Origin of the sequence: Paractinoplanes brasiliensis, assembly GCF_004362215.1 — a bacterium.
Taxonomy (GTDB): domain Bacteria; phylum Actinomycetota; class Actinomycetes; order Mycobacteriales; family Micromonosporaceae; genus Actinoplanes; species Actinoplanes brasiliensis.
On the sequence record NZ_SNWR01000001.1, the window covers coordinates 1,268,459 to 1,282,054 of the forward strand.

The 13,596-nt window shown below is 70.0% G+C and carries 9 protein-coding genes; 5 read left to right on the forward strand and 4 right to left on the reverse strand.

The window, feature by feature from the left end:
* Window positions 1–50: 50 nt before the first annotated feature.
* Both C8E87_RS05325 and C8E87_RS05330 read left to right on the forward strand, forming a co-directional pair.
* Entirely contained in the window at window positions 51–551 is a 501-nt protein-coding gene (locus C8E87_RS05325) for a hypothetical protein (protein WP_133872043.1), read from the forward strand.
* A gap of 166 nt (window positions 552–717) precedes the next feature.
* Entirely contained in the window at window positions 718–1,173 is a 456-nt protein-coding gene (locus C8E87_RS05330; protein WP_133872044.1) for a hypothetical protein, read from the forward strand.
* Here C8E87_RS05330 and C8E87_RS05335 read toward each other — a convergent pair whose 3' ends face one another.
* Window positions 1,174–2,367, reverse strand: coding sequence for a cellulose-binding domain-containing protein (locus C8E87_RS05335; RefSeq protein WP_239080257.1), 1,194 nt, complete (start codon window positions 2,365–2,367; stop codon window positions 1,174–1,176).
* Between the two features lie 311 nt (window positions 2,368–2,678).
* On the reverse strand, window positions 2,679–3,308 hold the full coding sequence (locus tag C8E87_RS05340; protein ID WP_133872045.1) for a hypothetical protein: 630 nt from the start codon (window positions 3,306–3,308) through the stop codon (window positions 2,679–2,681).
* A gap of 38 nt (window positions 3,309–3,346) precedes the next feature.
* Between C8E87_RS05340 and C8E87_RS05345 the strand changes: the two genes are divergently transcribed.
* Complete coding sequence (locus tag C8E87_RS05345; RefSeq protein ID WP_133872046.1) at window positions 3,347–7,372, forward strand: tetratricopeptide repeat protein; 4,026 nt, start codon at window positions 3,347–3,349, stop codon at window positions 7,370–7,372.
* On the opposite strand, the gene C8E87_RS05350 is transcribed toward C8E87_RS05345, so the two are convergent.
* Window positions 7,373–8,779 (reverse strand): Dyp-type peroxidase, encoded by a 1,407-nt coding sequence (locus tag C8E87_RS05350; protein WP_133872047.1) that lies wholly within the window; start codon window positions 8,777–8,779, stop codon window positions 7,373–7,375.
* 54 nt (window positions 8,780–8,833) lie between these two features.
* Window positions 8,834–10,783 (reverse strand): asparagine synthase (glutamine-hydrolyzing), encoded by a 1,950-nt coding sequence (gene asnB / locus C8E87_RS05355; RefSeq protein WP_133872048.1) that lies wholly within the window; start codon window positions 10,781–10,783, stop codon window positions 8,834–8,836.
* Between the two features lie 135 nt (window positions 10,784–10,918).
* Here asnB and C8E87_RS05360 point away from each other — a divergent pair, with 135 nt between their 5' ends.
* Window positions 10,919–11,611 (forward strand): response regulator transcription factor, encoded by a 693-nt coding sequence (locus C8E87_RS05360; RefSeq protein WP_203720683.1) that lies wholly within the window; start codon window positions 10,919–10,921, stop codon window positions 11,609–11,611.
* Window positions 11,608–13,371, forward strand: coding sequence for a sensor histidine kinase (locus tag C8E87_RS05365; RefSeq protein WP_133872050.1), 1,764 nt, complete (start codon window positions 11,608–11,610; stop codon window positions 13,369–13,371). The genes C8E87_RS05360 and C8E87_RS05365 overlap by 4 nt, the downstream gene beginning before the upstream one ends.
* The last annotated feature ends 225 nt before the right edge of the window (window positions 13,372–13,596 follow it).

Sequence of the window (13,596 nt, forward strand, 5' to 3'; positions counted from 1 at the left end):
CTATACGGAGAGCGTGCGTCCATTCCCTGCGTTTTTCGTTCGCCGCGCCGTTGGACTATCCGTACGCGCCGGCAACAGTGGCCGACGAGAAGCCGCCGCCGGCACTGTTCCGCCGCATGCAAGCCGCCTCACCGCCACCCGCCCGCAACGGCGCACCATGGCAGACGGGGCTCACCCTTGACGGTGAACCCTTCTACCCGGTCGGCGCACTCGACCGGCTCGCCGATGTCGAACACCCCGCGGGCGCCACCAACCTCGACCAACCGGCACCCGACACCTTCGTCCTCGACTGGACCTTCGACATCCCCGGCGACCAGCACACCATCTCCATTCCGGGCGACGGCGAAGGCCAGCGCCTTCTCTCGATCCCCTACTGGGGCCCCGCCACGGAGAAAACCGTCGACTACTACGTTACCCACCGCGTCGAGTGGGCTGAACAGCCTGCAGACGCCTGGGTCGCTGTCAGTTTCGACGGCTTCTACCCCAAGGAACGCGACAGCGCTGACATCCTCATCCCCCTCGGCGCTTGCGACGAACTCTGCCCCAGCTGATCCTAGAAAGGAGCGACCTGTGACTGTATGGAGCAGTGACGCAGCATTCGAGCTGCACGGAGCTTGCCGACATTCCCTGCGATTCTCCTTCGCCGCACCAGTCGGCTACGCGTACGCACCGGCCAAGATGGCCGAGGACAATCCGGCGCCGACACTTTTCCGCCGTATGCAGGCGGCTTCACCGCCACCGACCCGTAAGGGCGCACCGTGGCAGACGGGCCTCACCCTCGACGGGCAACCGTTCGATCCGGACGGCTCTTGCGACCGGCTCGCCGAGGTCGAGCACCCAGCGGGCGCTACGAATCTCGACCAGCCGACCCCCGACACCGTCGTCCTCGACTGGACGTTCGACATCCGTCGCGAGCAGGCCACCATCACCATGCCAGGCGATGACGAGGGTCAGTACCTGCTCTCCATCCCCTACTGGAACCCCGCCGCCGCGGCCGGCACAACAGTGACCCAGACCGTCGACTACTACGCCACCCATCGGGTCGAATGGACCAAGGCGCCGTTGGACGACTGGGTCGCCGTCAGCTTCGACGACTTCTACCCGAAGGATCGCGACAGCGCCGACATCCTCATCCCCCTGGGTGACTGCGACGAGCTCTGCCCGGTTTCGTAGTCAGCAGCCGTTGCGCTGGGAGCTTACGGCGACGTCGTCGTACCAGAGGGTGTCGGCGCCCTCGCCGTAGCTCTCCCAGCCCAGGCGCAGGTCGGTCAGGGCCGGGCGCCACGTGCGGTTGAGCCACTGGCCGTCGACGTCGTGGGTGGGGACGCCGTCGTTGAGCAGGCCGGGCACCGAGGTGTCGTTGAGCCAGGTCTCGATGGTGCCGTTGCTGCCGTCGATTTTGAACTCGACGCAGTTCCACGTGTTCGTGGGCAGCGGCGCCGACTGGGCCACGCCGGCCGGGCTCTGCTCGGGCAGGGTCGCGTCGTCGGAGGCCCGGTTGAACTGCAGGGCGCCGTTCTGCCCGCCGAAGCGCAGGTCCCGGTTGCCGTCCGCCGAGTCACGCATGGCCACCGTGGTGATGTGCGACGTCGGCAGCGCGGTGGTGTGCCGCACCCAGTAGCGGACGTACCAGACCGGGCCGGCCGTGCCGAGGATCTGTGTGTTGCCGGCGAAGACGTGGTTGCAGTAGCCCGCGGCCCCGTTGATGCGCAGCGAGGTGGTTCCGGTGTGCGCGACCGTACGGTCGATCACCGCTGTTCCGGCGCCCGAACAGTCCGGGGTGGAGATCGTCCAGTTGCCGCCCGGGGTCGTGCCGGTCTGGTTCTCGAAGCCGTCACAGATGCCCGTCGGCACACACCCCTGCCCCGGCGTGGGCGGCGGGGTGGTCGCGGGCGGCGTGGTCGGCGGCGGAGTGGTCGGCGCGGCCGTGGTCGGGACAGGAGTTGTCGGCGTCGGGGTCGGGGTTGATCCGCTGCAGGACACCCCGTTGAAGGCGAACTCGGTGGGTTTGGCGTTCGTCCCCGAGAAGGTTCCCTGGAAGCCGAACCGCGCCGACGCCCCCGTGGCGAGGGACCCGTTCCACCCCACGCTGGCCGCCGTCACGGCGCTGCCGGTCTGGGTGACGGTGGCGTTCCAGGCGTTGGTGACCCGCTGATTCCCCGCGAACGTCCACCCCAGAGTCCACGACGTGACCGCCGAGCCGCCGTTGGTGACCTGCACTTCGGCCGTGAACCCGTTCGACCACTGGTTGGTCGTCCACTCCACGGTGCAGGCCGCGGCCGCCGACGCGGGCGGGGCCGCCGCCACCGCCATACCGGCTGCGACCAGCGCCGCAGCCCCCGCCACCGCATAGTTCCGAAGCCGCACAGCCGCCTCCTACAGTCTTTGGGAGCGCTCCCATACATCGATGACTGTAATTACGCGTTGCGGAAATGTGAAGACCGGAAGTCGTAAGCTCCGACCGGTTCGCCGCTCCGCCTCAGACCCGAGCCGCGAACAGGGCTTCCCTGAGGTCGAGCGGGATTCGTCGGTGAGGCTGCGGCGATTGAGCAGCCGGGGACGGACGGCGAGTCACCCGAGAGCCGGCCCGTCCTGGCTGCGGAACTCATCGAGCCGGTCAGCTCGGCGCCGACCGGGCGGTCGAGTCGGCCGGCCCGAAGAAGCGGCGCCGAAGGCGGTCAGGCAGGGCAGAGCGAGTCGCAACTGCCGAGGGGGATCAGGATGTCGGCGCTGTCGCGCTCTGGCGGGTAGAAAGCGTCGAAGGTGAGCGCTACCCAGCGCCCCTCCGGCACTCGGGTCCAGTCCTTTCGATACTCACCGTAGTAACGAACGAATCGCTTCACGCCGTCCGCGCCGGGGTTCCAGTAATCGATCGACAGGAGATACTTCCCGTGGTTCTCCCCCAGGGCCTCCACCGGCCGCGGCTCGTCAAGCCGGTCCATCCGGATCCATTCGTCGAGCACGACCGAGGCCGGATCGGGGGTGTCGAGCGACGGGTTGCCCTCGTCGTGCTCGACCGCCTCCAACTGGTCGCCACCCGTAGGCACATCCGGCCGGAACGGCTCATCGAACAGGGTCATTCCGGAGTACCAGGATTTGCCCGCCCTGGTCGGAGGGGGCGAGACGACCTGGATCCGGCGGAAGAAGGCAGGCGGACCACCGGCCTCCTCCGTCACCGGAACGCCTTGCGGGTAGCCGATCGGAGCCCCGAACGAGAACCGCAGCGAGTGGACACATGCGCCGGTCAACTCGAAGACACCGTCGCTGCTGATCACAGACATGGTTTGCCCCCCCTTGGCGACAGGCACGCTGAGAATATGATTGATCCCGTCAGTAGGATCGAAGGGTGGCCGCACAGGGCGTGACGCAGGAGTCACCGAGGACACCGTCATCACAGATCGTGAATGAGCTGGCCGCGACCTGGCGATCGTACCTGCCCGAACATACGGTGCGACTGCTGCTGACGGCCGAGAGTGTCAGCAACCCGCCAGTAACCCAGCGGGCTGAGGCCGTCGTCCTCTACGCCGACGTGGTCGGTTTCACGGCGTTGGCCGAGAGCTTCGCGGGCTCCGGAAGCTACGGCACCGAGCAGCTGACCCGCATCATCAACAGCTGGTTCGCCGTCACCGCAGACGCCATCGCCGAGTCCGGGGGCAGCGTGGTCGACTTCGCCGGTGACGCCCTCGTCGGCATGTTCGATTACACGCCGGAAACCGCCGCCGCCGTGGCCCGCCGGGCGATCAGGTGCGCCGAGCGCATCCGGGAGGCTACCGCCGAGGTCCGGCCGGTGCCCACACCCGACGGTGCACGCACGTTGACGATCCGTGTCGGGATGGCCTCCGGACCGGTGCTTCTGATGCTCCTGGGCGACCCGGACACCCGGCTGCAGCATCTCATCGCCGGTCCGGCCCTCGCCGGCGCGATCGACGCCCTCCATCGGGCCGAGCGGGGCGGCATCGTGGTCGACGAAGCGCTGCGCGCGATCGGCGGCACCATGGCGATGCCTCCGCCGCCGTACGCTCCGCCGGCGCCGCCCACGGCCGAGCTGGAGCGGCTGATCGAGCCGTTCTTGCATCCGGCCATCCGCACGAGGCTGCGCTTCGGGCGGCACGAACTGGTCAATGAGCACCGCAAGGTGACCACGGCGTTCGTTCAGCTGCCCGACCTGTCGATCGACGACCCAGCGACGGTTGACGCGATGCAGCGCTATCTGGCGGCTGCGGTCAAGGTCATCGACCGGTTCGGTGGCCACCTACGCCACCTGATGGCCGACGACAAGGGAACTGTCGTGGTCGCTGTCTTCGGCACACCGGTAAGCCATGAGGATGACGAGGAACGCGCGCTGCGGTGCTGCCTCGAGTTGCTGGCGCTGCTGGGCGGCAACGGCCGGGGCGGCGTCACGACCGGGCCCGTCTTTTGCGGCGAGGTCGGGTCGGACGTGCGCCGGGAGTATGCCGTCGTCGGGGACTCGGTGATCCTCGCCGCACGCCTCATGCAGGCGGCCCCGCCCGGACGCCTGCTCGTCGATCGTTCCACCTTCGACCGCGTCCGCGACCTTGTGGTGACCGACGGGCCGATCGACGTCCTCGCCAAGGGCAAGAAGGCGCCCGTCCCGGCCTGGTTCGTTGGCGAACTGCGAGAAACCGAGCCGACCAGCCCTTTGCCGGTTCCCGCATCCGGCCCGCTCGTCGGCCGTGCGATCGAGATGGCCAGACTGCGTGCGCTGGTGGACGAGGTGGGGGCCGGCCGCGGGCAGGTCGTCTGGCTGCACGGCGAGGCCGGCATCGGGAAGACCCGTCTGGCCGGCGAGATGTGCCAAGTCGCCGAAACCGTCGGGTTCACCGCCTACAGCGGCAGCTGTCGCTCCCATCAGACGAGTTCCAGCTACTTGGTGTGGCACTCCATCTGGCGCGAGCTGCTAGAGATCGACCCCGGCCTGAGCCTGGACGAGCAGCGGACGGCGCTGACCCAGCGGGTCGCTCGCTACGACGGCACCGGCCAGCGTGCGCCGCTCGTGGCTGCCGTGATCGACCTGCCGATGCCGGACAACGACCTGACCCTTCAGCTCGACCAGACCGGCCGTGACGTGCTGCTGCGTTCCACCCTCCTGGCCTGCATGCGGGAACGCGCCATGCGCGGACCGCTCGTGCTCCTGCTTGAGGACTGCCACTGGATCGATCCGGCCTCGTTGAACCTGCTCGGCCTGCTCGCCGGTCGGCTGGACGAGATTCCCGTGCTGCTGGTGGCCACCTCGCGCGAGACCGTCCCCGGATCGCTGCCCGAGGCGGAGCACATGACCACCGTCCGGTTGGACCAGATGACCGACGCCGACGTCCAGCGACTGGCTACGCGCCGGCTGCGCGACCGGTACGGGCCGGACGTGGGCATCGCCGAGGAGCTGATCAGGCAGATCGCCGAGCAGGCCGGAGGGAACGCGTTCTACATCGAGGAGCTCGTCGCCTATCTGCACGGCAATGCGATTGATCCGTCCGATCCGGCCGGACTAGGGGCACTGCACTTGCCCGGCAGCCTTCAGCGGCTGGTGATGGCCCGCATCGACCAGCTCAACGACGACGAGAAGTCGGCCATCAAGGTGGCCAGTGTGCTCGGCCGCCGGTTCCAGTCGCCGTGGATCGCCTCGGTCTACCCGGCCGCAGGCTCCCCGTCCGAAGTCGCCGGGCATCTCCTCCGGCTGCACGCTCTCGAGCTGACGCCGCAGATCGCCGCGCTGCCGGAGCCGGAGTACGAGTTCAAGCACCCGATCACCCAGGAGACCGCGTACCAAAGCATCGCGTACGACACCCGGGCCTTCCTGCACGAGCGGGCCGGTCTGTTCATCGAGGAGAAGTTCGCGGACCGCCTCATGCAATACGTCGACCTGCTGGCACATCACTACGGCCGGACGGACCGTACGGACAAGCAGCGAATCTGGTTCCGAGCCGCGGGCGACCGCGCCAAGGCGATCTTCGCCAACGAGGCGGCTACCCTCTACTACGGACGGCTCCTTCCGCTTCTGCCCGAGGCCGAACAGGCGGCACTGCACGTCGAGATCGGCACCGTGCACCACCTCACCGGGCGGTGGACGGAGGCCGAGCGTCACTACCGGCTGGCGTTGCGGGCCGCCGAAGCCACCGGGCGTCGCGACATCGTGGCCGCCGGCCAGCGTCAGCTCGGCGACCTGCTGACGTATACCGGCTCGCACGCGGAAGCGGTCGCCTTGCTGGGGCGGGCTCTGGCCGCCTTCGAAAGCCTCGGCGACGCCACCGGCCTGTCACGCACCCTGGACCGGCTGACATTCGTCCTGCACCGTCAGGGCGAATACGGTCAGGCGATCGCCATGGCGCAACGTCACCTCGCCATGGCGACCAAGGCCGGGGATCCGCCGGCGATGTGCGCGGCCCTCAACCATCTCGGCGCCTGCCACCTCCAGACAGGACGGGTCGACGAGGCGCTCGAATACCTGACTCGTGCTTTCCACACGGCGGAGCAGGCCGGTGACCGGCACTGGATGTTGCACGGAGCCAACAACCTGGGCGTGGCATTCCGGCGCAACGCCGACCACATGCAGGCCATCGCCTCGTATCAGCGGGCCCTCGACGTCGCCCGCGACATCGGCGCCCGGCCCACCGGGGGTCTCACCGTGGGCAACATGAGCGAGATCTACCGGGACGAGGGTGACTTCTTCCGGGCCCGGGCCTGCGCGATGTACGCCCTCCGTGTGGCCGTCGAGCTTCGGGACTGGATTCCCGTCGTCGACCAGGTCAGCGGGCTCGCAGCGATCGCCGCGGCGGAGGGGCGCCCCGAAGAGGCACGACGGCTGCTGGAACGCGTCATTCCGCTGGCACGGGAACTCGACGCGCCCCACTATCTCTGCGACTCGTTGCACCGGCTGGCCCGGCTCCACCTCAATGCGGGCCGGAGCGCGGTGGCCGAACGGCTCAACTCCGAGGCCCTGCGGCTCGCCGAGGAGCACGGCGAGCGATTCACCCAGGTGAACGCGTTCATCCTGGCCGTACGGCTGCAGGTCGACCGCGGTGATCTCACTCTGAGCGCCGCCGCCGCAGCCCTGCGCCAAGCCGCCGAGCGATGGACCGCGCCGCCCGAGGTCGCGGCACTGCTCGATGCCGCTTGGCGGGCCGATCCTGGTGACGACGAGGCTCGGCAGACCGCAGCCGAAATTTACCGAACGCTCTACGAGCGGGCTCCCACTCTGGAGCATCGGCGCGCCTACCAGCGGCTCACGGGTGTTCGTCTGCCGCCCGGACGGCCGCTGCCGGCCCTGCCGCGGTGGATCCGCGCCGACAGCGGACCCGATCTCGAGACCCTGCTGACCCGCATCGACCGTATCCCCCGCCAGGCCGTTGCCTCCTAGCTAGACCAGACTTTCCTCCCCGGCCAGGCGGCGCAGGGCCGGCAGGGACGGGGCGAAGGCGTAGACCGCGCCGGTCGTCGTGACGAACCCGCCGTATGCGGCTTTCGGGATCTTGTCGACGACCGCGGCGGGCAGGCGCTGAGCCGCGGCGCCGGGGCTGTCGCCGAGCACCGGGTCGAGGCCGTCGACGCCCGGCGGCTCGGCTGCGGCCCGCCCGTACTCGGCCAGGGAGCTGGCCGGGAAGCCCGGGTTGTTGGCCCACCGCCGCTGGATGAACTCGAACTGGTCCTCGATGGCGGTCAGGTACGAGTTGAAGACGATGCCGCGGTCCGCGCGGTCGGGGTTCTCGCGGTCGAAGGGCGGTCCGAACGGCACTCCCCGGCGCAGCATCTTGCGGGCCCGGTCGCGGAAGACGACGTCCTCGCGCGGGTTGACCTTGCGGATGTGGGCGTACCGAGGCGTCCGCTCGCCCTCCGGGTCGTCGGCGTAGGAGAAGTCGTTGCCGCCCCCGGGTTTGGCCAGCGGCGTGCCGTCGAGGCGGCGGCCCATCAGCCGGGCCGCCGCGTCCTCGGCCGGCTCGCCGGGCTCGCGCAGCTCCTCCACGTGCTCCCACCAGCCCTGGGCGTCCTGGTTGAGGCGGCGGAAGACCTGGAAGGAGCCGCCGTGCATCCAGCGCGCGGCAACCGGGCGGGCCTTCCACGCGGGCGGCCGGCGTTCGCCGTCGCAGCCGAGCACGAACTCGCCGGCCGCGATCACCGGGGCGCCCGGGCGGTTCTCGTCGTCCTCGAAGCCGCGGACGACCGGCTGGGAGATGCCGTCGGCGAAGCCGAAGCGCTCGAAGCGTTTGCCGTCCTCGCGCCGGACCTGGCAGCGTTCGACGTGCAGCGCCTCGAGGCCGGCGGCGGCCGCGGCGGCCAGCTCGCGGCGCAGCGCCTGCTCGATGGTCTCGGCGTCGCCCGCCGCGATCGTCAGCAGCGCGTCGACCGACGGACCGGTCCCGCCGACCACCCATTTCCGCGGGTCACTCGGCCCGACGTCGCCGAGCAGGGCGGGCGTCGTGGTGAGCCGTCCGTTGTCGTCGCGACGCAGGCCCAGCGGGCCGTTCCAGAAAGCGTCGTAGCCGGTCAGGTGGCTCGCCGTCTCGGGGTGCAGCAGGACCAGGCCGGGCGCGGTGAGGCCCACGTTGAGCAGGCTCCGGCCTTCGGGCAGCCGGTGCTCGCCGCGGGGCGGCACGTCGAGGGTGCCGGCGACGCGGCCCGCCGCCCCGGTCAGCCAGCGGCGGGCGCCGGGGCGGTCGTTGCGGAACGACAGCGCCACGAAGGCCTGGTGGGTGCCACCGAACGGGCGCAGGATGTTGCCCTGGATCTGCTGCACGTCAGCGAGCGGTGATGCGGCGGGGATCGCCATGGCTCAAGCACCCCTTCGGTCGGGATCAGGCCCGACCGATGCTAGCCACGGAAACTACTGGCCAGTCATAACTGTCGCCCATTGGTCGTTCGGGAGAGGAGCGGGGACGGGTGGGGCGATGAAGAGCGGCTCGGGGCTGATCGTGTGGTCGACGAAGATGGCCCACCACAGGCAGAACATGGCGACGGCCCACACCTTGCGGGAGTGGTCGGCCTGCCCGGCCCGGTGTTCGGTCAGCAGGCGCAGCGCGTAGTCCACGTCGATCAGGTGGCGGGGGCCGGAGCCGGCGATCAGGCCGCCCACCCAGTCGCCGATGCCGCCCTTGAGCCACAGCCGGGTCGGGGTGGGGAAGCCGAGTTTGCGGCGTTCGCGCACGGACTCGGGGACGATGCCGCGCATGGCCTCGCGCAGCGCGTGCTTGGTGGTGTTCCGGTTGCCGGAGGGCAGTTTGAGCTCGGTCGGCAGGCCCGCCGCGGCGGCGTAGACGGCCTGGTCGAGGAAGGGCACGCGCAGTTCCAGCGAGTGCGCCATCGACATGCGGTCGGCCTTGGCCAGGATGTCGCCGGGTAGCCAGGTGTGCAGGTCCACGTACTGCATGGACGCCACCGCGTCGACGTCGCTGGTCTCGGCGTACAGATGGGAGGTGATCGCGGTGTGGGGTTCGGCGGTGAAGCGCAGCAGGGCGGCCTTCTCGTCGGGGTTGAAGATGCGGGCGTTGCCGTAGTAGCGCTCCTCGATGGGGGTGGTGCCGCGTTCGAGGAAGCTGCGGCCGCGTACGCCCTCGGGGATGGCGTGGGCCAGGCCGCGCAGGCCGCGTTGCATGCCGGCGGGAAGCCGCTGGATGCCGGCCAGCGAGGCGGGCTCGCGATAGATGGTGTAGCCGCCGAACAGCTCGTCGGAGCCTTCGCCGGAGAGCACGACGGTGACGTAGCGCGACGCGGTCTGGGCCAGGAAGTAGAGCGGGATCAGCGAGGGGTCGGCGACCGGGTCGTCGAGCAGGTGGACGATGCGGGGCAGTTCGCGGATGACGTCGTCCTCGGTGACCACGGTCGGGGTGATCCGCACGCCGAGCTGCCGCGCCGTGTCCTGGGCGATCTCGATCTCGGAGTAGCCGTCGTGGGCGAACCCGGCCGTGAAGACGTGCAGGTCGGGTTTGTGCTCCCGGGCCAGCGCGACGATGGCCGACGAGTCGACGCCGCTGGACAGGAACGCGCCGACCGGCACCTCGGCGTGCAGGTGGGCGCGGACGCTGTCGCGCAGGGCGTCGCGGATGCCGTCCAGGAAGTCCGAGGCCGGAGCCGTCAGCGGCCGCAGCGAGGGCCGGAAGTAGCGGTCCAGGCGCAGGCCACCCCCGGCCGACCAGGTCAGGCGGTGCCCCGGCGGGAGGCGGCGGATCTGACGGTGCAGGGTCTGCGGGTCGGGCACGAACTGGAACGTGAAGTAGTGGGCCAGCGCGTCGGTGTCGAGCTGCGCGGCCGGGTCGCCGCTGAACGGCAGCAGGGCCTTGCGCTCGCTGGCCAGGAACAGCCCGTCCACGGTTTCGAGCAGGTACAGCGGCTTGATGCCGAACGGGTCACGGGCGGCGTGCAGGGTGCCCGTCCAGTGGTCGTACGCGGCGAAGGCGAACATGCCGCGCAGCCGGGGCAGGGCCGCCGGGCCCCAGAAGTGGAAGGCCGCCGCCAGCACCTCGCTGTCGCCCTCGGTGGCGAAGGTGGCGCCGTGGTCGCGGATCAGCTCGGCCCGCAGTTCCCGGTAGTTGTAGATCTCGCCGTTGAACACCACGGTCCAGCGGTCCTTGTAGTGCACGGGCTGCGCGGCGTCGGTGCGGTCGATGATGGCGAGCCGTTTGAAGCCGAACGCGGCGCCGTCGGTGAACTCCGCGCGGGTGTCGTCGGGGCCGCGGTGGTGCATGGTCTCGAGCGCGGCGGAGAAGGCGGCCTGGGATGCCGGGTCCGGCGCCCCGGCGGCGGGCCGGCTGCTCACGAAGACGTTCAGTCCACACATGGCGTTCCTCTCGACGACGGGTGACGGGAGGAGAGTGCGGGCCGGGCTGTGAAGAACTTGTTGAGGCATCGATTTCGGGCCGGAACTTCACAGGAATCGCACATTTCTTGGCGGGGCTTGCGAACGGAGGCCAGAATCGCGGGCGTGACCGCACGTATCCTCGTGGCCGACGACGACCCGAAGCATGCCCAGCTCATCCGCCTCTACCTGGAGCGCGAGGGGCATCAGGTCATCACTGTGGGTGACGGCCGGTCGGCGCTGGACCTGGCCCGTTCCCGCAAGCCCGACCTGATCGTGCTGGACGTGATGATGCCGCTGGTCGACGGCCTGGACGTGTGCCGGATCCTGCGGGCCGAGTCGAACGTGGCGATCCTGATGGTCACGGCCCGCTCGTCGGAGAACGACATGCTGCTGGGGCTGGACATCGGCGCCGACGACTACCTGCCCAAGCCGGTGAGCCCGCGCGAGCTGACCGCACGGGTGCGCGCGCTGCTGCGGCGTACGGGAAAGGCCGAAGGCCCGTCGTCGGTGATCCGGGTGGGTGAGGTCGAGGTGGACGCGGGCCGGTTCGAGGTTCGCGTACGCGGGGAGGCGGTCGCCCTGACCGCCAAGGAGTTCGGCATCCTGGAGTTGCTGGCGCGCGAGCCGGGCCGCGTCTTCACCCGCGGCCAGATCATCGACAAGACGTTCGGCTTCGAGCACGACGTGTCGGCCCGTACGGTCGACGCGCACATCGTGAACCTGCGCCGCAAGATCGAGGTGGATCCGGCCGAGCCCCGTTACGTGCAGACCGTCTACGGCCGGGGCTACCGGATGGCCGAGTCTTGAGTTTCCGGATCCGCATCTTCGCGCTGGTGATGCTGGTCGCGGTGACGGCCATCGGCGCGACCGCGGTCCTGACCCTGCAGCTCACCCGGCGGGAGGTGTCGCAGGCGGTCGAGGCGCAGAACCTGTACCGCGCCGAGATCGTCGAGGAGATCCAGCGGTACGGGCGCGTGCACGGCAACTGGCCGGGGTTGAATCGCCTGGTCATCGCGCTGAGCGAGCGCACCGGGCTGCACATCCGGGTGCAGACCCGCGACGAGGGCGTGGTGCTGGTCGACTCGGACATCGAGGCCGGGCGGGCGTCCGGGCCGGTGCAGCCCATCGCGTACGACATCGACGCTCTCCCGCCGCTGACGGTGCCGACGGCCGGGGACGACGTGGTGCCCGTCGAGTTCTATCGCAAGGCCGGCCCGGCTCCCCGGGAAATCTTCGGCGCCGCTCCCACCGACCGCATTTTCGGCGGTACGCCGATGCTGGTGCTGCGGCAGGCGGCCCAGTTCCGCACGGGTCTCGTGCTGGTCCGCTGCCTGAACGAGACGATGCGTACGGAGCCCGCCCTGGCCTCGGACAAGGCCCCGTACGTGTCGGCGGCGCAGCTGAGGATGTCGCCCGAGTGCACCCGCCGCGCGCTGACCCGGGTGCTGACCGACGAGGCCTGGCACCTGAGCTTCTGGGACGTCTACGCCCAGTGCGCGGACAACCGTCGCCAGGGGTTCGCCAATCCGGCGGCGAACAGCAAGGAGAGATCGTTCTGCCTGGGCCAGGCCTTTCACGACACCGTGGTGACCAGCTCGGCCGTGCCGCTCGAGCTGTACCTGGGCGGGCAGGGTCAGGTCGGCATATCGGACTTCGGGCGGCGCGGGCTGGCCGGGGCGGCCGGGCTGGTCCTGGTCGCGCTGGTCGGCACGTTCCTGATCGCGCGGCAGGTGAGCAGCCCGGTGCGGCGGCTCACCGGGGCCTCGCAGATGCTGGCGGCCGGGCAGCTCGACGCCCGGGTGCGGATCAAGGGCGCGGGCGAGCTGGCCCGGCTGGGCAGCTCGTTCAACTCGATGGCGGAGGCGGTGCAGCAGAGCGAGGAGCGGCAGCGCCGGCTGGTCGCGGATGTCGCGCACGAGATGCGTACGCCGTTGTCGAATTTGCGCGGCTATCTCGAGGGCCTGTCGGACGGCGTGATCGAGCCGAGCCGGGAGCTGTTCGTCTCGCTGCACGAGGAGACCATGCTGCAGAGCCGCATCCTGGACGACCTGCAGGTGCTGGCCCTGGCCGAGGCGGGTGACCTGGGGTACACGCGGACGCCGATCGACCTGGCCGAGCTGGCCTCGCTGAGCGTGACCGCGCACCGGGCGGTGGCGGCCGAGGCGCAGGTGGCGCTGACCGTGGACGCCTCGGCCCCGGCCTGGGTCTCCGCCGACCAGGACAGGATCCGGCAGGTGCTGGGCAACCTGCTGACCAACGCGATCCGGTACACCGACCGGGAGGGCCAGGTCCTCGTGCGCGTCCGGGCCGAGAACGGCGAGGCGGTGCTCACCGTGCAGGACACCGGGGTCGGCATCGCGCCGGGCGACCTGCCGCACGTGTTCGACCGGTTCTGGCGGGCCGACCCGGCCCGGCAGCGCGCCACCGGCGGCACCGGCCTGGGCCTGACGATCGCCCAGCGCATCGTCGCCGACCACGGCGGCCGCATCGACGTCGAGAGCCGGCAACACGTCGGCACGACCTTCACCGTGCGGTTGCCACTGTCCACACCGGCTTCCGCGGCTTGAACCAAGCCATGAAGCTTTGAGGAAGCCCTCGGCGCTGCTTTCGACTGATGCTGCAAAAGTTATGCTGGTCGATCCGAAAGTCTGGACAGGAACGACGCGAAGTTCCTAACGTGATCCCCACTACAGGATTGTTTCCGGCGCGTATCGGCTCCCCACCGATGCCGGCGACACCCCCCTGGCAACCCCCGGTCAGGAAGGGAACACGTGAACAAGCACACTCGCACA

Excerpts from the sequence above, each read along its gene's own strand:
- asnB (WP_133872048.1), bottom strand. The coding sequence starts at position 10,783 with ATGTGTGGACTGAACGTCTTCGTGAGCAGCCGGCCCGCCGCCGGGGCG.
- C8E87_RS05350 (WP_133872047.1), bottom strand. The coding sequence starts at position 8,779 with ATGGCGATCCCCGCCGCATCACCGCTCGCTGACGTGCAGCAGATCCAG.
- C8E87_RS05330 (WP_133872044.1), top strand. The coding sequence starts at position 718 with ATGCAGGCGGCTTCACCGCCACCGACCCGTAAGGGCGCACCGTGGCAG.